This window comes from Actinoplanes sp. NPDC051470 (assembly GCF_040682035.1).
In the GTDB taxonomy this organism is placed as follows: Bacteria; Actinomycetota; Actinomycetes; order Mycobacteriales; family Micromonosporaceae; genus Actinoplanes.
This window is the reverse complement of the sequence record NZ_JBFBAA010000042.1, coordinates 43,390-66,039: the sequence shown is the minus strand read 5'-3', so window position 1 is coordinate 66,039 and position 22,650 is coordinate 43,390. Positions and strand designations below refer to the sequence as shown.

The 22,650-nt window shown below is 71.5% G+C and carries 19 protein-coding genes; 9 read left to right on the top strand and 10 right to left on the bottom strand.

Annotated features, from left to right (window positions below; all coding sequences use genetic code 11):
• Positions 1-10: 10 nt before the first annotated feature.
• From AB0M54_RS43080 to AB0M54_RS43070, 3 genes are all read left to right on the top strand, one after another.
• A complete protein-coding gene (locus AB0M54_RS43080) occupies positions 11-787 on the top strand; it encodes a hypothetical protein (RefSeq protein WP_364331761.1) in 777 nt (258 codons plus the stop codon).
• A 194-nt stretch (positions 788-981) separates the two neighbouring features.
• A complete protein-coding gene (locus tag AB0M54_RS43075; RefSeq protein WP_364478291.1) occupies positions 982-1,902 on the top strand; it encodes a sugar phosphate isomerase/epimerase in 921 nt (306 codons plus the stop codon).
• Complete coding sequence (locus AB0M54_RS43070; protein WP_364478288.1) at positions 1,902-3,959, top strand: PQQ-dependent sugar dehydrogenase; 2,058 nt, start codon at positions 1,902-1,904, stop codon at positions 3,957-3,959. The genes AB0M54_RS43075 and AB0M54_RS43070 overlap by 1 nt, the downstream gene beginning before the upstream one ends.
• Positions 3,960-4,017: 58 nt before the next feature.
• Here AB0M54_RS43070 and AB0M54_RS43065 read toward each other — a convergent pair whose 3' ends face one another.
• Entirely contained in the window at positions 4,018-4,893 is an 876-nt protein-coding gene (locus tag AB0M54_RS43065; RefSeq protein ID WP_364478285.1) for a hypothetical protein, read from the bottom strand.
• Between AB0M54_RS43065 and AB0M54_RS43060 the strand changes: the two genes are divergently transcribed.
• Positions 4,894-5,253 carry an STAS domain-containing protein gene (locus AB0M54_RS43060; protein ID WP_364331749.1) on the top strand — a complete coding sequence of 120 codons (360 nt, stop codon included), beginning with the start codon at positions 4,894-4,896 and terminating at the stop codon, positions 5,251-5,253. It begins immediately after the preceding gene.
• Here the strand turns inward: AB0M54_RS43060 and AB0M54_RS43055 are convergent.
• On the bottom strand, positions 5,167-6,123 hold the full coding sequence (locus AB0M54_RS43055) for a sigma-70 family RNA polymerase sigma factor (RefSeq protein ID WP_364331833.1): 957 nt from the start codon (positions 6,121-6,123) through the stop codon (positions 5,167-5,169). The two genes, AB0M54_RS43060 and AB0M54_RS43055, sit on opposite strands and share 87 nt — an antisense overlap.
• Before the next feature lie 98 nt (positions 6,124-6,221).
• Here AB0M54_RS43055 and AB0M54_RS43050 point away from each other — a divergent pair, with 98 nt between their 5' ends.
• A complete protein-coding gene (locus AB0M54_RS43050; protein ID WP_364478281.1) occupies positions 6,222-7,052 on the top strand; it encodes an alpha/beta hydrolase in 831 nt (276 codons plus the stop codon).
• Between the two features lie 21 nt (positions 7,053-7,073).
• Here AB0M54_RS43050 and AB0M54_RS43045 read toward each other — a convergent pair whose 3' ends face one another.
• Positions 7,074-7,805 (bottom strand): hypothetical protein, encoded by a 732-nt coding sequence (locus tag AB0M54_RS43045; RefSeq protein ID WP_364478278.1) that lies wholly within the window; start codon positions 7,803-7,805, stop codon positions 7,074-7,076.
• A 239-nt stretch (positions 7,806-8,044) separates the two neighbouring features.
• Between AB0M54_RS43045 and AB0M54_RS43040 the strand changes: the two genes are divergently transcribed.
• The 3 genes from AB0M54_RS43040 to AB0M54_RS43030 all read left to right on the top strand — a co-directional run bounded on the left by AB0M54_RS43040 (position 8,045) and on the right by AB0M54_RS43030 (position 10,349).
• Positions 8,045-8,905 (top strand): NAD(P)H-binding protein, encoded by an 861-nt coding sequence (locus tag AB0M54_RS43040; RefSeq protein WP_364478275.1) that lies wholly within the window; start codon positions 8,045-8,047, stop codon positions 8,903-8,905.
• A 53-nt stretch (positions 8,906-8,958) separates the two neighbouring features.
• The gene (locus AB0M54_RS43035; RefSeq protein WP_364478272.1) at positions 8,959-9,684 is read left to right on the top strand and encodes a hypothetical protein; all 726 of its coding nucleotides are present in this window, start codon (positions 8,959-8,961) and stop codon (positions 9,682-9,684) included.
• A 257-nt stretch (positions 9,685-9,941) separates the two neighbouring features.
• Entirely contained in the window at positions 9,942-10,349 is a 408-nt protein-coding gene (locus AB0M54_RS43030) for a hypothetical protein (protein WP_364478269.1), read from the top strand.
• Here AB0M54_RS43030 and AB0M54_RS43025 read toward each other — a convergent pair.
• From AB0M54_RS43025 to AB0M54_RS43000, 6 genes are all read right to left on the bottom strand, one after another.
• Positions 10,339-10,752, bottom strand: coding sequence for a DUF1801 domain-containing protein (locus AB0M54_RS43025; protein ID WP_364478266.1), 414 nt, complete (start codon positions 10,750-10,752; stop codon positions 10,339-10,341). The genes AB0M54_RS43030 and AB0M54_RS43025 overlap by 11 nt on opposite strands.
• Before the next feature lie 69 nt (positions 10,753-10,821).
• Positions 10,822-11,652, bottom strand: coding sequence for an SDR family NAD(P)-dependent oxidoreductase (locus tag AB0M54_RS43020; protein ID WP_364478263.1), 831 nt, complete (start codon positions 11,650-11,652; stop codon positions 10,822-10,824).
• Between the two features lie 2,735 nt (positions 11,653-14,387).
• Positions 14,388-15,545: a glycerophosphodiester phosphodiesterase gene (locus AB0M54_RS43015; RefSeq protein WP_364478260.1), complete on the bottom strand. Its 1,158-nt coding sequence runs from the start codon at positions 15,543-15,545 to the stop codon at positions 14,388-14,390.
• Positions 15,546-15,642: 97 nt separating this feature from the next.
• A complete protein-coding gene (locus AB0M54_RS43010; RefSeq protein WP_364478257.1) occupies positions 15,643-18,735 on the bottom strand; it encodes a glycine--tRNA ligase in 3,093 nt (1,030 codons plus the stop codon).
• A 221-nt stretch (positions 18,736-18,956) separates the two neighbouring features.
• Positions 18,957-19,625, bottom strand: coding sequence for a response regulator transcription factor (locus AB0M54_RS43005; RefSeq protein WP_364478254.1), 669 nt, complete (start codon positions 19,623-19,625; stop codon positions 18,957-18,959).
• Positions 19,622-20,842 (bottom strand): histidine kinase, encoded by a 1,221-nt coding sequence (locus AB0M54_RS43000; protein ID WP_364478251.1) that lies wholly within the window; start codon positions 20,840-20,842, stop codon positions 19,622-19,624. The genes AB0M54_RS43005 and AB0M54_RS43000 overlap by 4 nt, the downstream gene beginning before the upstream one ends.
• Positions 20,843-20,975: 133 nt before the next feature.
• Between AB0M54_RS43000 and AB0M54_RS42995 the strand changes: the two genes are divergently transcribed.
• Complete coding sequence (locus AB0M54_RS42995; RefSeq protein ID WP_364478248.1) at positions 20,976-21,683, top strand: hypothetical protein; 708 nt, start codon at positions 20,976-20,978, stop codon at positions 21,681-21,683.
• Positions 21,684-21,965: 282 nt separating this feature from the next.
• On the opposite strand, the gene AB0M54_RS42990 is transcribed toward AB0M54_RS42995, so the two are convergent.
• A complete protein-coding gene (locus tag AB0M54_RS42990; RefSeq protein WP_364478245.1) occupies positions 21,966-22,553 on the bottom strand; it encodes a CGNR zinc finger domain-containing protein in 588 nt (195 codons plus the stop codon).
• Positions 22,554-22,650 lie beyond the last annotated feature (97 nt).

Here is a 22,650-nt window from a genome sequence, read left to right as displayed (position 1 = left end):
CTCTGGAGGGATGGAGGCCCCGCCGAAGCCGCATCCCGCCGAGTGGTGGGCGCAGTTCCCGGAGGCTTCCGAGCGGTTCGACGACGCGCTCCTGGTCGACGGGCTCGGCGACCTGCTGGTCCGCCGGATCGCCGCGCCGCTGCTGCGGCAGGAGGCCCGGCTGGCCACCGACGTGGTGGTGCGCTGGCTGAACAAGCGGCAGAGCCAGGAACTGGAGGCGTGGGCGCACGCGGCGGCGGCCCGGCTCGCCGACACCGTGCGCCGGTTCAACGAGAGCGCGACCAGCACCGCCTCCACCGAGGAGGCCGAGGTGCTCAGCCTGGCCCTGAAGGGTGACTACGCCGAGGCGGCGGCGGCGGCCGAGCCGATGATCGGCTTCATGCCGCTGCTCCGGCTGTTCGTCACGTCGCTGCGGCTGGAGTACTTCGACATCCCGCTGACCCTGCGGCTGCTCGACGCCGGCCAGCACCCCGAGCAGGCGATCCGGTCCGGCTTCCTGATCGGCAAGTACGGCTGGTGGCCGGCCTGGCTGCTCAAGGTGGTCACCGAGCGGGCGCTGGCCGGGACGCTGGACCCGTACACGATCCGGGCGCTCGACCAGTGTGCGTACGCGGAGCTGAGTCCCTTCCAGGCGCGGCTGGCCCGCCGCCTGCTGGACGGCGAGGCCGAGTTGATCTCCACCGCCGCGCAGCGTCTCGAAGGTTTAGGCGAGAAGAACGCCGCTGAGCGGCTACGGGACGGCGATCTGGAGACCGTGGCCCTGGCCGCGCGTCTGGTCCCGCTGTAGAACATCCGCCGTCCTCAGCCCCGCCACCACCCTTAACGGGACTAAACCCGATTTCTTCTGCTTACCGGGACTTAACTTTTGCACGATCTGACGAATCTTTATCTCGTAACCCCTTTAACTTCCCGGTAACGTCCCCATTGCACATCGTCGATCTACCCCGTGCATGTCCACATCCGACCGGGGAGGCCTCCTCCATGCCTGTAAGCCGCAGAAACCTATTGGGCGCAGCCGCCGCCGGCGCTGCCGCGCTCGGAACGTCCTCAGTGCTCTCCTCGCCCGCCCAGGCGACAGCGGGCTCCAGCGGCCGTGTGCCGCGCGACCACATCAGCGTGCAGCTCTACACGCTGCGCGATCAGCTCAACATCGACCTCGAGGCGAGCCTGGAGGAGCTTGCCGAGATCGGGTACACCCGCGTCGAGCACGCCGGGTTCGTCGGCCGCACCGCCGCCCAGTTCAAGGCCGCCCTCGACGCCGCCGGTCTCCGCGCCACCTCCGGCCACGTCGGCATCCCGCAGCCGTGGAACGCCGACACCTGGAAGCGCGCGCTCGACGACGCCGCGATCGTCGGCAACAAGTTCATCGTCCACCCGTTCTTCGGGCTGGGCGCGAACGGTCCGATCCGGGACGCGAAGGTCTACCGCGCCTTCGCCGCCGACCTGAACAAGGCCGGCGAGCTGGCCCGCCGGGCCGGGCTCAGCTTCGGCTACCACAACCACCACCTCGAGTTCGTCCGCCAGGACGGCACCGACCGCACCGGCTTCGACATCCTCACCAGCCAGACCGACCCGCGGTACGTGCACCTCGAGGTGGACCTGTACTGGGCCTGGCGCGGCGCGCACGACCCGGTCGACCTGATCCACCAGAACCGGGGCCGGATCCGCCAGGTGCACGTCAAGGACCTCAAGGTCGACACCAGCAACTTCACCAGCGCGCCGTTCGAGGACGCGGGCGCCGGGGTGATCGACTTCGGACGGATCTTCAAGCTCGCCCGCGAGGCCGGCCTGACCGAGTACATCGTGGAGCGCGACGACGCGGGCACCCCGCCGCGTACACCGGAACAAGCCTTGGACACCGCCCGCGTGGGCTACGACTTCCTCAAGGGACTCAGGTTCTGATGATTCGGAAACTTCTCGCCACCACCGCCGCGGCGACGCTGATCGCCGCCACGTTCGCGGCGCCGGCCTCGGCCGCCGCGCCGCCGGACTCCGACTTCCAGAAGGTCACGCTCGACGACTTCCCGGGCGAGCCGATCGCCCTGGCCGTCCTGCCGGACAAGCGGGTGCTGCACACCGCCCGCAACGGCGACGTGCGCATCTACGAGCCGCGCACCGGCCGCAACGTGCTGGCCGCCCACATCCCGGTGTACCTGCACGACGAAGAGGGTGTGCAGGGCGTCGCGATCGACGCCGACTTCGCCAGCAACCGCTGGGTCTACATCTACTACTCGCCGGTGCTCGACACCCCGACCGACAACCCGGACACTCCCGGGGTCAACGAGGGCGACGCGCCGGAGACCGGCACCCCGGCCGACTTCGCGCGGTTCGACGGCCACCTCCAGCTGTCCCGGTTCAAGCTCAAGGGCAACACCCTCGACCTGGCCACCGAGCAGCAGATCCTCCAGGTCAACACCAGCCGCGGCATCTGCTGCCACGTCGGCGGCAAGATCGACTTCGACAGCAAGGGCAACCTGTACCTGTCCACCGGCGACGACTCGAACCCGTTCGCCTCGAACGGCTACACGCCGATCGACGAGCGGGCGAACCGCAACCCGGCGTTCGACGCCCAGCGCTCCTCGGCCAACACCAACGACCTGCGCGGCAAGGTTCTGCGCATCAAGGTGAAGCCGAACGGCACCTACTCGATCCCGAAGGGCAACCTCTTCGAGCCGGGCACCCCGAAGACCCGCCCCGAGATCTACGCGATGGGCTTCCGGAACCCCTTCCGGTTCACCGTCGACCCCAACACCGATGTGGTGTACGTCGGTGACTACTCGCCGGACGCCAACACGCCCAACCCGTCGCGTGGCCCGGACGGTCGCGGGCGCTGGATGGCCGTCGACAAGCCGGCCAACTACGGGTGGCCGTACTGCGTCGAGCCCGACCTGCCGTACGTCGACTACAACTTCGCCACCGGGCAGTCGGGCCAGCCGTTCAACTGCGCCCAGCCGGTGAACGACTCGCCGCACAACACCGGCCTGCGCAACCTGCCGACGGTCGAGAAGGCCGAGATCATCTACGGGTACGGCCCCAACGCCCAATGGCCCGAGCTGGGCACCGGCGGCATCGGCCCGATGGGCGGCCCGGCGTACGACTACGACCGGACCAACCGCTCCGAGACGGCGTGGCCGGCCGAGTTCGACGGCAAGCCGCTCTTCGCCGAGTGGACCCGCGACTACGTCAAGGCGTTCACGCTGGACAACCGCAACCAGGTCACCAAGATCGAGTCGGTGCTGCCGTCGGTCATCTTCGACAACCCGATGGACCTCGAGTTCGGCCCCGACGGCGCGCTCTACGTCCTCGAGTACGGCGACGGCTACTTCGCCGAGAACCCCGAGGCGCAGCTGGCCCGCATCGACTACGCGCCGGCCAACAAGACCCCGATCGTGAAGATCAACGCGGAACCGACCGTCGGCTCGGCCCCCTTCACGGTGGCGTTCTCCAGCGCCGGCACGTACGACCCCGACGGCGACGACCTCAAGTACGCGTGGGACTTCAACGCGGACGGCACGGTCGACTCCCGCAAGGCGTACCCGTCGTACACGTACACGCAGAACGGTGACTACCGCGCCGTCCTGAAGGTCACCGACTCGACCGGCCGCTCGGCCTCCGCGGAGTTCCGGCTCCACGTCGGCCCGGTCGCCCCCTCCGTCGAGCTGGTCACCGACCCGGCCGAGGGCGAGCCCTTCGCGTTCGGCGACGTGGTGAACTACCAGGTCAACGTCACCGACGACGCCACCGTCAACTGCGCGAACGTCACGGTCACCTACATCCTCGGCCACGACCAGCACGGCCACCCGCTGTCCACCTCGGCCGGCTGCAGTGGCTCCATCACCACGTTCATCCCCGCCGGTCACGAGGGGGCGGACAACCTGACCGCCGTCTTCGTGGCCGAGTACACTGACGCGGACGGCTCCACCGGTTCCGCCCAGGTCGTGCTCACGCCTTCCGAGTAACGCTTTCACCGCACGAAACGTGGGCCGGGTGCGCGAACACCCGGCCCACGTCGCATCTTCACCAGGGCGCGTAGGACCAGCCCATCGGGTTCTGGAAGTACGAGATCGGCACGATGCCGATGCGGCCGCCCGCGCTGGTCGAGTAGACCTTGCCGGCGCCCAGGCTGATCGCCACGTGGCCGGCCGCGCTGGTGTTGTAGAAGACCAGGCTGCCGCGCGGGGCGTCGGAGTACGGCTGCTGCAGCGGCCGTGCGTTGGCGTTGGCACGGGCCGTCGCGAACCGTCCGCTCGTGCCGAACGCGTTCTCGACGGCCAGTTCGCACTTGCCCTCGTAATTGGTGCGCCCGCTGTTGTTGTAGAACCACTGAATGGCGCGCTCACCCGATCCCATGCTGGCCCAGACCGCGCTGCCGCCGTACATGACGAGATTGCCGTCGTCCTGCATCACGAGCCGATTCCCGCCGCGCCGCTGAGTGTTCGTGGTGAAGATGACGCCCGAGTCCGAGTAGATGACCAGATTGCCGTCGGACTGCATGACCAGCCGGGGGTTGTTGCCGCGGGTGTTGCTCGACCAGAGGGCCCCGTTCGGCCCGTAGACGACGAAGTTGCCGTCGCTCTGCATGCGGGCCTGATAGCGGCGGTTGCCCGAGATCAGGCTCTGATTCTGGGCGCCGGCCAGCGCCTCGTTCGAGCCGCCCCACAGCGTGTCGCTGCCCGCACCGGCCTGCGCCGGCGCACCGGCGGCAACGGCGCCGACACTGAAGGCGAGAACCGCGCCACTGATAGCGAGCAGCCGGCGGAGACCTCGGAAAGCGTTACGGTCGGTGACGATCACCTTCCGCGGGAAGCCCCCGAGGCCCTCGCCGACGCCGTGCTGACCGTGCGGGCCTGGCTCTGACCGATGAGTTGCGGCGGCGCCGCCGGTCCTACTCACATGGCGGATTCCGCAATTGCCCTCACGGTCGGCGCGACGGTCCGGCGAGCGGACATCCCCGGCCTGTGTGCCGCGCTCGCCGCGCTGATGGACCGCGGAGATCGTGGTGTGGTGGTCTGCGACGTGTCCGCGGTGGGCCGGCCGACCGTGGTGACGGTCGAGGCCCTGGCCAGGCTCCGGCTGACCGCCCGCCGGCACGGCCGGCGCCTGATGCTCGATGGCGCCGGCCCGGAGCTGCGGGGGCTGCTGCGCCTGCTCGGGCTGGCCGGGGAGCTACCCGAGGTGGGCCGGGAGGCCGAAGAGCGGGAACAGCCGGGTGGTGTCGAGGAAGTTGTTGACCCCGGCGATCCGGCCGGCTGAGATCTCCAGCACGATCAGCGCCCACGGGTCGTGCCCGGCGCCGGTCCGGCTCGGCCGATATTGCCCGAACGCCGGCAGGCCGTTGGACACCACCGGCACCAGGCGGGAACCGCGGCAGCCACTACCCGTGCCGGCCATCCAGGCGGCGATGTCGTCCTGGCCGTGCAACCACAGCGGCAGCGGCGGCATCGACAGCTTCGCGTCGTCGTGCAGCAGCGTCGTCAGCGCGTCGAGGTCGTACGCCTCGAACGCCTTCACATAGCTGGCGAGCAGCGCCCGCTGGTCGCCATCGAGGGGGTCGTGCACGTCGGCGGTGATCTCGGCGGCGGCGATGGTGGCGCGGGCCCGCTGCAGGGCGCTGTTGACGCCGGCCACCGAGGTGTCGAGGAGCTCGGCCACCTCCTGCGCCGACCAGGCCAGCACCTCGCGCAGGATCAGCACCGCCCGTTGCCGGGGCGGAAGGTGCTGGAGGGCGGCGATGAACGCCAGCCGGATCGACTCCCGCCCGGCGACCACGTCGGCCGGGTCGGCCACCCCGGCCAGCACCCGGGCATCCGGCGCCGGGCCCACCCACATCTGTTCGGGGCGCGGTTCGCCCGGGTCGGTGGCCCGCCCGGACCCGGCCGGGCCGAGATCCATCGGGCGGACCCGCAGCTGGGCACTGGCCAGCATGGTCAGGCAGACGTTGGTCGCGATCCGGTACAGCCAGGACCGCAGCGCGGCCCGCCCCTCGAACCGGTCGAGACCCTTCCAGGCCCGGACCATCGTGTCCTGAACCGCGTCCTCGGCCTCGAAGGCCGAACCGAGCATCCGGTAACAGTGCCCGGTCAGCTCCGGCCGGTACGCCTCCAGCTGCGATTCCACCGTCATGTCGACCACGCGGAAAAACTTAGCGCGCGGCGATGAGTTTGCGGCGCCCGTTCGGTCTGTACTGGCATCAAGTCGATCGTGAGCAGCTAGGAGCCATCATGACCAGCACCGCATGGACCGCCGACAGCTTCGGCTCGGGCCGGTACGCCGACGTCAACGGCATCAACCTGTACTACGAGACGCACGGTGGGGGCAGCCCGCTGATCCTGCTGCACGGCGGTCTCGGCTCGGGTGAGATGTTCGCGGCGGTCCTGCCCGCACTGACCGCGCGCCACCGGGTCATCCTGGTCGACCTGCAGGGGCACGGCCGCACCGCCGACATCGACCGGCCGCTCGACCTCACGCTGATGGCCGACGACGTGGCCGCGCTCATCGACCACCTGGGCCTGGACCAGCCGGCCGTGGTCGGGTTCTCGCTCGGCGGCGGGGTGGCGTACCACGTCGCGATCCGGCACCCGGAGAAGGTGAGCCGGCTGGTGGCGGCGTCCGCGCACATCCGCCGCGACGCCACCTACCCGGAGATCCTCCAGCAGCAGGGCCAGGTGACCGCGGCGGCGGCCGAGTTCATGAAGGAGACCCCGATGTACGAGCTCTACCAGCGGGTCGCACCCCGCCCCGGGGACTTCCCGAAGGTGCTCGACAAGGCCGGCGAGTGGATGGCGCAGGACTTCGACTTCACCGAGGACGTCCGCGGCCTGCGCGTGCCGACCATGGTGGTCGCCGCCGACGCCGACATGGCGCCGCCGAGCCACTTCGTCGAGGTGTTCAAGCTGCTCGACGGCGGTCTGCGGGACGGTGGCTGGATGAACGAGGGCCGGCCCCAGGGCGGGCACGCGCTGGCGATCCTGCCCGGCCTGACCCACTACAACATCGTCGACTCGCCGCTGTTCGCCGCGGTGACCCTGGCCTTTCTCGAGCAGAAGAGCTGACCGCGAAGGGCCCGCCCCCGGTCACCGGGGCGGGCCGTCGCCGGTCGGATGTGGATGTGGACGTCCCCTGGTGATCCGGCGCCGGTTCACCAGGATCGCCAGGGCAGTGGCCACCGCCGCCCAGCCGAGCAGGATCGCCGGCATCGCCATCGCGGCCGGGCCGGCGTCGGCGATCACCGCCACGGCCAGCGGGTGACTGGACGGCGGCGCGGCCAGTCCCACCGTCAGGATGAACGTGGCGGGCTGGAACAGAACCGTCACCACAGCGGCCAGCCAGGCGCGCCGGCGAACCATCCGACCCATCGCCGCCCCGATGAGCGCCCAGAGCGGGAAGCACGCGAGGCTCGCCGCCAGGCACCAGAGCACCGTGGGGTCGGACAGCATGGTCGGGTCGGGCGCCACACTCGGGTACCCGTTGGTACGCATCGGACGCAGCCCGGCGACGATCGCCACCACCCCGACGCCGAGCCCGAGCACCGCACCGACCAGGGCCGCCCGGAGAGCCGTCGCGTGGCGGTACGCCCCCGAGCGGGCGACCAGCCAGGCCCCCGCGACCGCCGCGACCGTCTGCCCGACCCAGTGCCCGGCCGTGTAGACGTGCGCCGCCAGATCACGGTGATACTCCAGCCGTTCCGGATCCGACTGCGGATCGTAGTAGGCGAAATACTCCCCGATGCCGACACTCAGCGGAGTGGCCAACGCGGTCCACGCCACCAGCCCACCGACGACGACCACCACACCCCACCGCGGCATGCCGCCCATCGTGACACGGCACCCCAAACCACCCGATCGGATCCCGGCGCGGGGACTTCCCCTCCTGGAGATCGGCCCGGCACCCGCGCTTCGATCGTGGGACCGGATAGAAGTGGCCGCCTCCGCGGGTGCCCGCGGCTCGATGCTACGGTTCCGGCAGCGAGGTGCGGCGTCGGAACGCCTCGTCGCCGGCCAGATCCGGCCCCTGGCGCGTGATCGCTACGCGTCTGGAGTTCATCATGGCCCATCCCGCCGGTAAGCCGACCCTCGTCATGGGTGCCCGTGGAAGCGTCGGCCGGCACGTTCTTGACGAACTGATCGCCCGGGGTGTCGCGGTTCGCGCGTCCGCCCGTCGTCCGGAGCCGGGCCAGTTTCCCGAGGGCGTTGACGTGTACGCCGCCGATCTGACCGACCCGGCCAGTCTCGCCCCCGCGTTCGACGGCGTCGAGCAGGTGTTCCTCTACGCCAACCACCAGGGTGTCCAAGACGTCGTCAAGGCCGCGCAGTCGGCCGGCGTGCGCCGGATCGTGCTCATGTCCTCCGGCAGCGTCATCCACCCGACCTCCCAGGGCAACCCCATCACCGAGGAGCACCGATTGGTCGAACAGGCCTTCGCGGCCGCGTCCGGTCTGACGGTGGTCCCGCTGCGGCCTCTGGTGCTCGCCACGAACACCCTCGGCTGGGCGTATCCGATCAAGGCGAACGGGACGGTGCCGCTCTACCAGCCGGATGCGATCACCGCTCCGATCCACGAGCGTGACGTCGCGGCCGTCGCCGTCGCCGCGCTCACCGGTGACGACGCGACCACCGGCCTGCTCACCGGCCCCGCCCGGATGAGCCAACGGGACCAGGTCGCCACGATCGGCGCCGCGATCGGCAAGAACGTCACCGTCACCGCACTCAACCGCGACGACGCCCGCACGCGGTTCTCCCGGTTCATGCCCGCCGAGCAAGCCGGAGCCGTGCTGAGCTTCCTCGACGACGCCGCGGCCGGGAACTCACCCATGACCGGCACCGTCGAGCAGATCCTCGGCCGGCCCGCGCTCTCCTTCGACATCTGGGCCATCGATCACGCCGCCCATTTCGTGGGGTCGGACTGAGAATGAGCTGAGCGGCGTCGGGGCTCAACGTCGGATCTGGCTAGCGTGACGGAATGACGGATATCAGCCGGAAGTGGGGTCGAGTGACGGCTTTCGTGCTGGTCCTCGGGCCATTCCTATGGTCCTCGGGATTGCTGTTGCGGACGCTCGCCGTCTCTTCCGCGGGATTCACCCCCGACGATGTCGCGCGGTTCGCCGCAGAGCCGTTCGCGGTTCGGGAGCAGTTGGCCGCCTATGCCGCGAACCCGGCGCTGACCGTCGCGGGCTACGCGGTGTTTCTTGCCGGGGCGATCATCCTGATACCCGCTACGGCGGCACTAGCGTGGCTGGTGGCCCGGCGATCACCCGTGCTGGCGGCTTCCGGCGGAGCGTTGGCGATTCTCGGCCTCGTGGCCCGGGTGTATTTCGCCGGCGTCGATCACGTGGCGTTCCAGCTCGCGACGTCACAGGGTCTCGATGCGGCGGCGACGATGGTGCTCGACACGTACGTCGACATTTCCTACGGGCCGTGGCGGATTGCCGTGGTGGCGGCCTTCGGGCAGTACGTCGGCGCCTTGCTCCTGGCGGTTGGACTGTACCGGGCCAAGATCTTCGGCGTCGTCCGCGCATTGCTGTTTCTGTGGCCGGCGACAATGTGGACGGGTGTCCTCAAGACCGCCGGGTGGTGGGACGTCGTCGCCAGTGTGCTGTCGCTGGTCGTGCTGACCGTTCTTGCCGTTCCATGGTTACGCACCGGGGAGCCACGATCAGGGCCGGAGCGCGGCCTGCGGATCTGGTGAGCGGGGGAACGGTCACGCCCGGCGGTCGCGGCACGGCCTGGGCGGACCGCCCAGGCCGCGGAGTGGGGACGGGGCCGTGGTGTGCCCGTACCCGCAAAGGTTTAGCTCCGGGGGTTACGTGGACGGCGGGGCGGAAGCGGCCGTCGATGCCGCCGGGGAGCGGGCCGATGGTGATGTCGGCGGCCCGGGTCAGCAGAACTGACGCGCTCAGCTTGAGATCCAGGCCCTCCGATGAGCAGGATGGCGGGATGGGTCGAATGCTCCTCGCTGTCGCAGCCGTACTGGTCCTCGCCGGATGTGGCGGTTCGGACAAGCCACCTCCGCCCGCGCCGTTGCCGCCGACGTCGGCGCCGGCCTCGATCGAACCGTCCGACGACGATCCGTTCGCCACCACCGAACCGTCCGCGCAGGTCACCGAGGAGGAAGACCCCGAGCCGAGCGCCGCGCCGGGTGACCTCTCGGACGAGGCGCAGGCCATGTTGGACGAGGCGGTCGGCACCGAACTGGGCGCGCTGGAGGCGGCGCCGCCGGCCGAGGCGGCCAAGCGCCGGGCCAACCTGGAGAAACTGCCCGAGGAGCCGGCCAAGGTGGTGGCCGCCCTGCGCGACTACGAGTGGTATTCGCCGCAGGCCAAGGCGCTCTACCAGAAGGCGATCAGCTCGTGATCGTCTTTCCGTCCGTCGCCCGGAAGGCGGAAGCGACCATCTCGCGGAGCACCGCCTGGTCGACGTGGTCGAGGCGCTTCAGGTAGAGGCAGCTCTTGCCGATCTTGTGCGGGCCCAGCCTCGCCAGGAAAGCCGGATCGAAGCCGGTCAGATAGAGGACCAGCGCGGCCTTGCGCGGCGACAGGCCCACGGCCGGCCAGTCGCCCTCGCGGCCGGTCGCGTACCGGTAGTGGTAGGCGCCGAACCCGACGATGGCGGCGCCCCACATCACCGGCGCGGCCCCGGTGACCTCGGCGATCAGGGCGCAGGCGGCGATCGCGTCGGCGCGGCGGACCGGGTCGGCCACCGAGTCGAGGAACTCGGCGGCGCTGGCCGTGGTCGCGGTGGTCTTCGGTTCAGCCATGGTCGACCTCCAGGACGACGCCGTCCGTCGGGCGGCAGGGTTGGTCGCGCGTCGAGTGTCTCAAACCGCTCATGGCTCGTACTCGGCGCGGACGCTGGTCGGGCGGGTGCCGTCGGTGTCGGTGAAGCCGTACTCGGCGGCCAGCTCGGCCACCACTAAGGCCTGGCCGCTGCGGTTTGCGGCGCCGGCCGGGTCGGCGGCCAGGGCGAGGATGGCGCGGCCGATGAACTCGGGGGACTCCGAGTTGGAGAGATCGAAGAAGTCGCCCGAGCGCAGGACCCCCTCGGTGCGGACCAGGCCGGGGTAGAGGGAGACCACGCTGACCTCGCGCGGTTTCAGGTGGGCGGCCATCAGGCGGGCCATGCGGTCGTCGGCGGCCTTGGCCACGCCGTAGGAGACCTGGTCGGTGTCTCGCGGGTAGCTGCCGGGGAAGAACGAGATCGTCGCGACCAGGCCGCCGGGTCGCAGCAGGGGCGCGGCCAGGGCCGTCGCGGTGTAGTGGGCCCGCACGCCGGCGGTGAACATGTCGTCCCACACCTGGAGCGGCTGTTCCCAGAACGGGCCCTCCATGTCTTGGAAGCGGTCTTCGTGATAGGCCGCGTAGCCGCCCCACACGTTGTTGACCAGCACGTCAAGGCCGCCGGCCTCGGCACGCACCCGCTCGAACAGGTCTCGGGTCTGGTCGTCGTCGGTGTGATCGCAGACCACCGGCACGCCGTGGCCGCCGGCCTGGTCGACGGCCGCGGCGGTCTGTTCCACCGTGCCGCCGAGGATGGGGAACGTGACCTTGTCGCCGGTGGAGCGACCGGTCACGAACACTCGATAACCGGCCGCGCCCAGGGCGACCGCGACCCCTTTGCCCACACCCCGGCTCGCGCCGGTGACCACTGCCGTCTTCATACCGAGACTCAACCACCCGGGTACGACAAGAACGTCAGTCGGTGGCGATGTTGGTCGCGGCGGCGAGGATGGTCAGGAGGGGAACCACCGCCTGGGGGGCCAGCCGGTAGTCGCCTCGGTGGGTCTTGATGATCAGGTGGGCCTCCTCCAGCCCCTCAAGCCCGGCGGTCGCGGCCCGGCCCGGACGGCCGCTCAGGTCGCGGAGCGGGGGCGGGGCGTGTCAACGCCGCCGCCTCGTGCCCGCCGCATTCCTTTCGCGCCTCTTCTTCGCGCGGGTCCGTTGGGTTGCCGTCGTCTTCCCGTGCGTCGGCTGGGCTGCCGCCTTCTTCGCGTGGGTCCGTTGTGCTGCCTTCGTGGCAGCGGAACGCGCTCTGGCAGGCGGTTGAGGGGCTGCCGGTCGGTAGCGGGCGATTGGCGCTCGGCCTGGCCACGCTGGGTGTGCTCCGCGGGGCCGCGCGCGAGCGTCCGCTGCTCCTGCTCGTCGACGACGCCCACCACCTCGACCAGCCGTCCTGGGAGGTGCTGACGTTCGTCGCGCGGCGGCTGGCCGGCGAACCCATCACCCTGATCGCCACCGTCCCGCCCGGACATCCCGCCGGCGGTCTGCCCGAGCGCCGGCTGGCCCGCTGGGACGCCGCGACCTCCCGCAGGCTGCTCGCCGCCAGCGTGCCCGGCCTGCCCGCCGACGCCGCCGTCTCCGACCTGGCCGGAGGCAGCCCCGGCGCCCTATCCGACCTGGCCGGCGCCCTCACCCCCGCCCAACGCCGCGGCGACGCCCCCACCCCCGTCACCCTGCCCCCACACAGCCCCGTGGCCACCGCCTTCCGCGAGATCCTGTCCGGCCTGCCCGCGGAGACCCGGAAGCTGGTCCTGGTCGCCGCCGCCGACGACCTGCACCCCGCCGACCTGCACGCCGTGGCCCTGGAGGCCGGCGCCGGCCTGGAGGCCCTGGCCCCGGCCGAACAGTCCGGCCTGATCTCCACCGCAGGCCCCGTGGTGACCTTCACCGAGCCGGTGACCAGGGCCGTCGCCTACCACGAGGCCCCGCTGACCGCCCGCCGCGCCGCCCACGAGCTGCTGGCCACCACGTTCGCCCGCTCCGGCCGCCGCCTGCCCGCCCTGATCCACCGAGCCGCGGCGACCGCCGCCCCCGACGAGGCCCTGTCCCAAGCCTTGATCGACCAGTCCACCGGCGCACCACCCCGAGCCGCGGCAACCGCCCTGGAACACGCCGCCCGCCTGACCGCCCACCCCACCTCCGCCGCCTCCTCCTTGCTGGCGGCCGCCCGCCAGGCCTGGACCGCCGGCCAACGCCACCGAGCCACCCTCCTCCTCCGAGCCACCTCCTCATTCATCGCCGCCGGCAACCTCCCGCCCGCCTACCTCCCCGCCGGCCCATCGCGCCCTTCCGCTTCCGTGCCGGTGTCTGTTCCTGGGCTGGTTTCTGCTTCGGCGCCCGCCTCTGTTCCTGGGTCGGCTTCCGTTTCGGCGCCCGCGTCCGCGCCTGGGCCCGGTTCCGTTTCTGGGGGCGCCTTTGGGCATGCCAGTTCGGCCGGGCGCGACGCTTACTCCGTACCCGCGGCTTCTTTGATCGGGCATTTTGACCAGCTCGCCTGTGGGGTGGCGCGGCTGGATGCTGAGATGCGGCTGCGGGACGGGGCGGCGACGGTGGCGGGGGACGCGCTGCTTGATCATGCGCGGCGGCTGGGCGGGCAGGACGTGGCGGCGGCGGCGGAGGCGCTGGTGCTGGCGGGGGAGACGCGCTACCTGGCTGGGCGGCACGATCGCTATCAGGAGATCGCCCGGGAGATGGCCGCTCTCCCTCGCCCGGCCGAGGTCGGACCGGCGCTCACGCTGGCGTTCTGTCACGTGGCCGGGCTGGCGGCGATGTTCCGGGGTGATCATGCGGCGGCGTTTCCGGAACTGCGCCGGGTCGTCGAGCTGGCCGACCAGGTTCCGCAGCCGGCGGCGCTGATCCGGGCGGCCATGGCCGGGCTGCTGATCGGGGACGGCGCCCGGGCGGCGGCACTGGCCGAACGCGCCGTTGCCGTGGCCCGGGCCCGCCACGAGGCCGCGCTGGTGCCGCAGGCCCTGGAGATCTCCGCGTTCGCCGACCTGTCCGCCGGGCGCTACGAGGCGGCGACGGCCGCGGCCCTCGACGGTGTCGCCCTGTCCCAGGCGTGCGGCCAGCCGCGCCTGGCCCAGAGCCTGCTCGGCACGCTGGCCGTGCTGGCGGCGCTGGCCGGTGACCGGGAGACCTGCCGCCTGCGTATCCGCGAGGCGGCCGTCCGCGACGGGACCGGCGGCCCCGACCAGGCGCGCGGCCTCTGCCAGTGGGCGCTGGCCGTGCTCGACCTGGTGCACGACCGCCCGCAGGCCACCCTCGACCGCCTCCGATCCAGCCTGGTCGCCGCGGCCGGGCACGGGAACGTCGTACTCCAGGTGGCCGCGACCCTGCACCTGGCCGAGGCGGCCTGGCGCTGCGGCGAACACGAGCCACCCGCCGACGCCGCCCTCAAGGACGCCTTCGAGAATTGGGCCGCCGTCACCGGCAAGCCGTCCTGGCTGGCTCCACTTTCGGCGGGCTCTGAACCGTACCCGTCAAAGGCTGGAACCGGGCCGCCGGGCGGGACCACAACGGTGGAGGGCCCGGCGCGGGGAGAACGGCGGTCTCCCCGCGCGGATGCCGAGGTGGAGGCCGCGCCGGGGCGAGCGAGCGGGCGCGGCCGTCGGCGTCAGGCCAGGGAGCGGGCGAGGACGCCGACGTCGGGCATGTCGGTGAAGAGGCCGTCGACGCCGGCGCGCCAGAAGCGGATCTGTTCGTCGATGGCTTTGCCGAAGGCGTTGGGGTCGGTGCCGACGCGGAGGTGCGGCGGGAGGAACTGGTTCTCGGCGCGGAACGTGTAGGGGATCACGTTGAGGCCGGCCGCGTGGGCGTTGGCCGCCAGCGGGGTGGGCGTGGCGTCGGCGGACGTCGACGGGATGACCTGCGTCTTCTCCGGGCCGATGCCGTCGATCCAGCGGGAGAGGCCGGCCAGGCCGGTCGGCGTCAGGTATTCGGCGTACGTCGTGGAGTCGCCGAACGGGCCGCCGGTGGCGCCGGTCAGGAACGTCAGCGGGGCCTTGACCTTGTGCACCCGCCGCAGGTCGATCAGGTTGCCCGCCTCGAACGACTGGATGTAGACGGGCGCGCCGGCGCGGTCCAGGTTGTGGTTACGCAGGGCGCGCACCAGCGGCGCCTCCAGGCTGAGGCCGAGCGCGCGGAAGTAGGTGGGGTGCTTGGTCTCGGGGAAGACGCCGATCTCGCGGCCCAGCTCACGCGACAGGCGCTGGCGGAGGGCGAGCACCTCGTTGAAGGTCGGTACCTCGAACAGGCCGTTGAAAAGCGTGTTGCGCTGGCGTACGGCCGGGATGCGCTCGGTGGCCCGCAACGTCTTCAGCTCGGCCAGCGTGAAATCGTGGGTGAACCAGCCGGTGACCGACACGCCGTCCAGCAGCACCGTGCGCTGCCGGCTCGCGAACTCGGGCCGGGACGCCACGTCGGTGGTGCCGCCGATCTCCGGCTCGTGCCGCGCGACGAGCACGCCGTCCTTGGTGGACACCAGGTCGGGCTCGATGAAGTCGGCGCCCATGCGGGCGGCCAGCTCGTACGACGCGAGGGTGTGCTCGGGCCGGTAGCCGGACGCTCCACGGTGACCCACCACGATGCCGGTGCGCCCCCGGCGCGATGTGGTGGTGGCGGGCGACGCGACAGAGCCGGGCGACGCGACAAAGCCGGGCGACGCGACGGTGCCGGGTGCCGCCGCCTGGGCGGTGCCCGGGATGACGGCGGCGATGGCGGGCGCGGCGGCGGCGAGCGCCCCGAAGCGCAGCACCTGACGGCGATCAGCCACGATGTTCCTCCTTGGCAAGATGCAAGCTGTACCGCTCGCGAGCCAAGGTGATCGATCCGACGCCCAGGTGGCGTGGACGTGGCTGATCCGGGAACTGTCAGAGGCGCAGCTGCGGCCAGTCCAGCAGCGGGTCGCCCAGGTCACGCACCCGGGCGAGCAGCCCGAGCCGCGCCGCCCGCAGGGCTGGGTCCTCGGCCATCACCAGCACCTCCTCGAAGAATCGGTCCACCGCGGACACGAGCGGCCCGGCCGACGCCGCGAACGAGACCAGGTCACGCGGCGGGGGACAGGCCTCGACCGCGTCCCACAGCGCGGTCTCGGCCGGCTCGACCAGGGCGTCCGGGGTGGTCAGCGGGTCGGTGCCGGCCGGGACGATGCGCCGGGCCCGGGTCAGGGCCGCCGCCAGCTTCTCGAAGTTGTCCCCGGCTCTTCCCTCGCCGGTCCTTTGGTCGCCGGTCCTGTCCTTGCCGGTCCTCTCGTCGGAGGCTCTTTCGTTGCCGGCTTTTTCGCTGGCGGCGCTTTTGCTGGCGATCAGGGTGGACAGCTGCGCGAGGAACTGGTCGGCCACGGCTGGCCGGTCGGCGTGCACGAGCACCGCGCGTACCCGGTCAACCGGGTGGCCCTCCTCGGTGAGCTGCTGCTCCAGTCGCTTGGCCAGGAATTCGCCGGCGTCGGCCAGGATCTGTGGGGTGACCGGTACCGGCTGCAGCTCGGCCGCGCGGGCCAGCGCGTCGGTCAGGCTGAGGGAGGCGAGTTCCGGCCGCGCGCGGTGCACGGCGATCAGACCCAGGACCGCGCGGCGTACGGCGAACGGATCGCTGCTCCCGGTCGGCAGCCCGACGGTCGCCGCCAGCCCCGCGACCAGGTCGAGCCGGTCGGCGAGGGACAGCAACGCCCCCGGCAGCGAGGCCGGCACGGCGTCGCCGGCGCTGCGGGGCAGCTCGCATTCGTAGAGCGCCTGCGCGACGGCCCGGCTCTCACCGGCCTGGTAGGCGTAGTCGCCGGCCATCACCCCGGCCAGGCTGGTCATCTCGGTGACCAGTTGTGCCCCGAGGTCGAACTTCACCAGCGTGGCGGCGCGGTCGAGGGTGGGGTCGTCGAAGCCCAGGGACAGCGCCAGCCGGCCGATCCGGTCGGCCCGGTCGGCCATCGACCCGAGCTTGTCGGTGAAGGTCAGCCGGGCCAGCCGCGCCCGCATCTCGGCCGGCGGCACGGCCAGGTCGGCGCGGTAGAAGAAGGCGGCGTCCTCGTACCGGGCCCGCAGCACCGCCTCGTTGCCGGACCGCACCTGTTCCACGTCGACGACGCCGTTGGCGACGGCCACGAACATCGGGAGCAGGGCGCCGTCCTCGTCGCGGACCGGGAAGTAGCGCTGGTGCTTGCGCATCACCGTGGTCAGCACCTCGGCGGGCAGCGTCAGGTAGCTCTCGTCGAACGTTCCGAGCAGCGGGTTCGGCGCCTCGACCAGGTGCGTGACCTGCTCGAGCAGGCCGGTCAGGTCGGCGCGCCCGTCCGGGTAGACCAGGTCCTGGGCCCCGGTGGTGATCAGCTCCTCCCGGTCCTCCGGGTCGGCGACGACACCGTTCACCGAGATCGTCTCCATGAACGCCTCGGCCGACGCCACGGTCAGGACGGGCTCGGCGGCGTCCCGCAGCACCCGGGTCTCGCGTCCCGCGGCCAGCGTGGACACCGCGACCGGCACCACCTCGTCGCCGAGCAGCGCGAGCAGCCAGCGGATCGGGCGGGTGAAGGACAGCTCCGGGTCGTTCCAGCGCATGTTGCGGGCCGACCGCAGACCCGACACGACCTCGCCCAGCACCCCGGCCAGCACGGCACCCGCCGGCCGTCCGGTCTCGAACCGCTCGGCGTAGTGGTAGCCGTCCTCCTCGGTGAGCGCCGACGGATCGACGCCCTGCCCGCGCGCGAACCCTTCGAGGGCGCGAGCGGGCGCGCCTGCCCGTGGTCCTTTCACCCGGAGCGTCCGGTCGTCCTCACGCGCCGCCACGTCGGGCACGATCGCGATCAGCCGCCGCGGCGTCACGGCCACCCGGACCTCGCCGTGCGCCAGGCGCGTCCCGCCGAGCAGCTCGGTCAGCTTGTCCTTCAGGTAGGCCGACGCCGCCACCGCGGCCGTCGGCGGCATTTCCTCCGTACCCACCTCGAAGGCCAGCATCCGCGGCCGCGATCCGCCTGCCGCGCGCGTGCTGCCCAGCGGCAGTGAGCCGCTCGCCGTGCCTGCGTTTTCTGGTGGGAGCGGCCGTGAGCCGGGCGAATCGTCAGCGCCGGAGGCAGGGAGCGCGTGGGCCGGTGTGGGCCTTTCGGCGATGCCGAGCGGGTGGCCCAGCTCCTCGCGCCGGGCCACCCACAGCCGGGCCACCTCGCCGGCCAGGCGCCGCATCCGCCCGAACTCGGACGCGCGCTCGGCCGTTGACACCGCGCCGCGGGCGTCCAGCACGTTGAACGCGTGCGAGCACTTCAGCACGAACGTGTGCGCGGGCACCGGCAGCCCCGCGTCGATCATCCGCTGCGCCTCACCCGCGTAGAGATCCAGCAGCGCCCGGTTGGCGTTGATGTCGGCGTCGTCCAGGTAGTAGCGGGACATCTCGTACTCGGCCTGCCCGAACACCTCGCCGTAGGTGACCCCGTCGGCGTACGCGATGTCCTTGAAGTGCCGCACGTCCTGCAGCGCCATCAGGATGCGCTCGATCCCGTACGTGATCTCCACCGCGGGCGGGTCGAGGTTGAGGCCGCCCGCCTGCTGGAAGTAGGTGAACTGGGTGATCTCCAGCCCGTCCAGCCACACCTCCCAGCCCAGGCCCCAGGCGCCCAGCGCGGGCGACGCCCAGTTGTCCTCGACGAACCGGACGTCGTGCGCCGCCACGTCGATCCCGAGCGCGGCCAGGCTGCCCAGGTAGAGCTCCTGCGCGTTGCCCGGCTCCGGCTTGAGGATCACCTGCACCTGGGTGTGCGTCTGGATGCGGTTCGGGTTCTCGCCGTACCGGGAGTCGTCCGGGCGGACGCTCGGCTCCACGTACACCACGCGCCACGGCTCCGGTCCCAGCACCCGCAGGAACGTGGCCGGGTTGAGCGTGCCCGCACCGACCTCGGTGTTCATCGGCTGGACGGTCAGGCAGCCCTGATCCGTCCAGTAGGCGATCAGCCGGGCGAGCGCGTCTTGCATGGTGAGCATGGGTCCGAAGTCTAGGCAGGCCCCCCACCGGGTATGCCAGCGATCACGACTCTCGTGGGTGACCTCTACCGCTTCCAGGACCTGCTCGCCGGAGGAGGCCGCGGTGGTCGAGAAGGTCCGCGCGTTTCTGCGGGCCGAGGGCGGGCGGTGACGGGTCTCAGCGCCTTCGTCTGAGGCCCGCCTGGGCGGGTCATGAGCGGGCCTCGGGGCCGTCGGGTGGCTCATGATCGCTCCGTGACGACCAGGCCGGTCTCGTAGGCCACGACGACCAGCTGGGCCCGGTCCCGGGCGGACAGCTTGGCCAGCAGCCGGCCGACATGGGTCTTCACCGTGGCGAGGCCGAGCGTCAGATGCCGGGCGATCTCGGTGTTGGAGAGCCCGCGCCCGATCAATTCGAGCACCTCACGTTCCCGATCGGTGATTCCCGTCAGGTCTTTGTGAAACGCCTGCGCGGGCCGGGGTTGTCCGGTGAACGCGTCGATCAGCCGCTGCGTCACCGACGGCGCGAGCAACGCCTCACCGGACGCGACCAACCGCACCGCGGCAATCAGGTCGGGCGCGCCGGCGTCTTTCAGCAGGAACCCGCTGGCCCCCGCCCGCAGCGCTCGATAGACGTACTCATCGAGATCGAAGGTAGTCAGCATCAACACCCGCGTGTCCGTGACCTCCGCGCAGATCAGCTCGGCCGCCTCGATGCCGTCCAGGTCGGGCATCCGCACATCCAGCAGAGCCACATCCGGCCGCTCGGCCCGCGCGAGCCGCACCGCGTCACGTCCCGTGGCGGCCTCACCAACAACGGCGAACCCGGGCGTCATGGTGAACAGCAACCGGAGGCTGTCGCGAAACAGCGTCTGGTCATCAGCGATGAGCACACGGATCGGCTCGGTCATGGCCGCCCCAGCCGGTAGGGCAGACGAGCACTTACCACGAACCCGCCACCGACCGCCCAGCCCGCCTCGACCCGGCCCCCGAACATGGCAGCCCGCTCGCGCATCCCCCGCAACCCCTGACCACCCGCGCCTCCTTTTCCGGCCACGCCTCCTTTTCCGGCCACGCCTGTTTGGTCGATCACGCCTGTTTGGTCGATCACGCCCTCTCCGCCGGCCATGCCGGTTCGGCCCGTCACGCCTTCTCCGCTTGCCGCGCCGACTCTGCTGGCAACGCCTGTTCCGATGGACGTGTCCTCTCCGCCGAGAGGCGGCGGGCCGCCGTTGTCGATGACTCGAACCTCGACCGCGGAGGGCTCGGTGGAGACGGTCACCGTGCAGCGTGTCGCGGCCGTGGCATGGCGCATCACGTTGGTCAGCGCCTCCCGCACGATGCGATGGACCGCGGTCCGCATCTCGGCGGGCACGGTCGCCGCCGTGAGGTCGACGGTGATGCCGGTCTGCTCGACCCGGCGCACCAGCGTCCCCAGGTCGTCGTCATCGTCGTTCGGCTCGCCGTCACGCAGTAACCCGATGGTCCGCCGGATCTCCACCAGAGCCTCCCGCCCGGACTGTTCGATGACGGCCAGGGCGCCGGCCGCCTCGTCAGGGTGTTGCGGCGCGACCATGCGGGCCACGCTCGCCTTCATGGTGATCATGCTGAGGTGATGGGCCACGGAGTCGTGCACGTCTCTGGCGATACGAAGGCGTTCCTCGGACACCGCGCGATCGGCCCGCTCCGCGGCGAGCCGGTCTGCGAGCCGGCGCCGATGGCGAACCAGCCGGCCGATCGCCCACGGAACCGCGATCGCGGGAACCGCGACCAGCGGCGCCGCCGGTCGCCACAGGGCCAGCGCGCCGGCGACCGCGAGGCCGCCCGCGAGCACCGGAACCGATCGCGAGGTGCGGGTGGTCGCCACCGAGTAGAGAGGCAACGCGACAGCTCCGCACAGCGCGGGAGCGGCGTACGCCGGAAAGGCGCCGGACCACAGCAGCGCCGCAGCGGACCCGACGGTGACAACGGCGGCGGGCAGCGGCCAACGGCCGCGGACCGAGATCGGAAGGGCGACCAGGCCCACCAGCACCCACCACGACCACGCCGGCAGCGCGGTCTCGCTTGCGGCGAGACCGCACACCAGCAGCAGGATGGCTGCCGCCACGACGTCCAGAAGCTTGGTCACGCCGCCAGATTAGTGACGACAGCGGGCGTTGCCATCAGACCCAGGTTGGACATTCTGTATGACCACGGGGAGACCCAAAAGATCCGACCACGGTCAGACGCGGAGGAGGGCGCCGACGAGAAAGGGTCGACGCATGACGAATGACCGACCCGCCTTTCCCGGCCCTTGGCTCGGCGGCATCTCACTGATTCTCGGGCCGGCGCTGATGCTGACCGGCGCCTTGCTGCGCTGGGGTGTTCCGTTCTTCTTTCCACATCAGCTGGTCGCGTACGAGAGCCGGCCGGGCGTGATGGCGGCGGCCTATGCCGTGTTCCTGGCCGGGGTGATCGCCCTGTGGCCCGGCGTTTCGATGGTGGCGGCGCGGATCGGGGAGACGAGACCCGGCTGGGCGGTGTGGGGTGGGGCGCTGGTGATGACCGGGTTGTTCGCCCGGGCCTTCCACGGCGGGGTCAACACGTTCGCGTTCGCCCTGGTCGACAGCGCCGGCACGGGTGCGGCCACGCGGGCGGTGGCTGACTACTACGCCTATCCGGAGTGGGTGGTCTCCAGCCTGAGCCTCAGCATCATGCTCGGCTGGATCGTCCTGGCGATCGGCGGTCTGCTGTCACACACGCTCCGGCCCTGGCAGGTCGCCGCGCTGGCACTGCCATCCGGCCTGATGATCGGCGTCCTCAAGGGCACCGACTGGCTCACGGTGGTCGAGTTGGCCGGGCTGGCGATCGCGTTCGTTCCGCTCGGTGTGGCCGAACTGCGCCGAGCCGGCTCCCCCGCACGCAAGACCACCGCGCCCCTCGTCGTCCTCGTCATCGCCGCCTCCGTGATCTTGGGGCGGCTGGGGTGAGCCCGAGCTGCGGGTCTGGGGTCGTTGAGGCGCGGCGGGCCGGGGTGAGCGAAGGGACGCCGGGCCGGGGTGAGCGAAGGGATGCGGGCCGGGGTGAGCGAAGGCATGCCGGGCTGAGGTGAGCGAAGGCACGCCGGGCTGAGGTGAGCGAAGGAACGCCGTGTCGAGGGGAGCCAGTCGCGGTTGGGAGCCCGCTGGCGGCGGGCGCGGAGTGAGTCAGCGTCGAGGGGATGGGAGGAGCCGAAGGTGAGGCATGAGGGTGTCGGTGGTGGGAGGCAGGGGTCAGGAGCGGCGGCGTTCGCGGAAGGCGGCTACGCGGGTTCGGTTCTGGCAGGTTACGGAGCAGAAGCGGCGGTGGCCGGCGGGGGAGGCATCGACGTAGATGTCGGCGCATTGGCGGTCGGCGCATACGCCCAGCCGGTCGGGGTGCGTCAGCAGGTGCTCTCGGAGGGCGAGGGCGGCGGAAGCGAGCAGCGCGTCCTTCGCGTGCGGGACCCGCCACGCACCGGTCACGGATCCTTCCTCCAGCACCAGTTCGGGGCGAACCGCGGTCTCGGTGAGCATCGCGTTCACGGCGGCGGCCCGATCAGTCGTGTCGCCGGCCGCAAAGACGGCATGCAGCCGGTCAGCGACGGCGGTCGCCTCCTCGCCGTCGCCGTCGCTGGTCCCGGCACCGGCACCGTCGCTGGTGCTGGTGCCCGCTCCGTCGCTGGTGTTGGTGCTGGCGGCGCTGCGATCGGTGTTTGGGGGTGAGGGGGTGGCGACGCTTGCCGCTCCGCCGATCGGGGCGGGTCCCATCGGGCGGGGGTCGAACTCGCGCGGGACGGTGCCCCAGTCGTTGACCAGCGCTACCAGGGCGGCGAGGTCCATGGGCTGCACAATAACCGACACCACTCGACTGTAACGCATTGAGATGCTGCTTCGCGTTGCATGTCTCGGCTTGGGCTCGTAACGTGATGAGGCATGA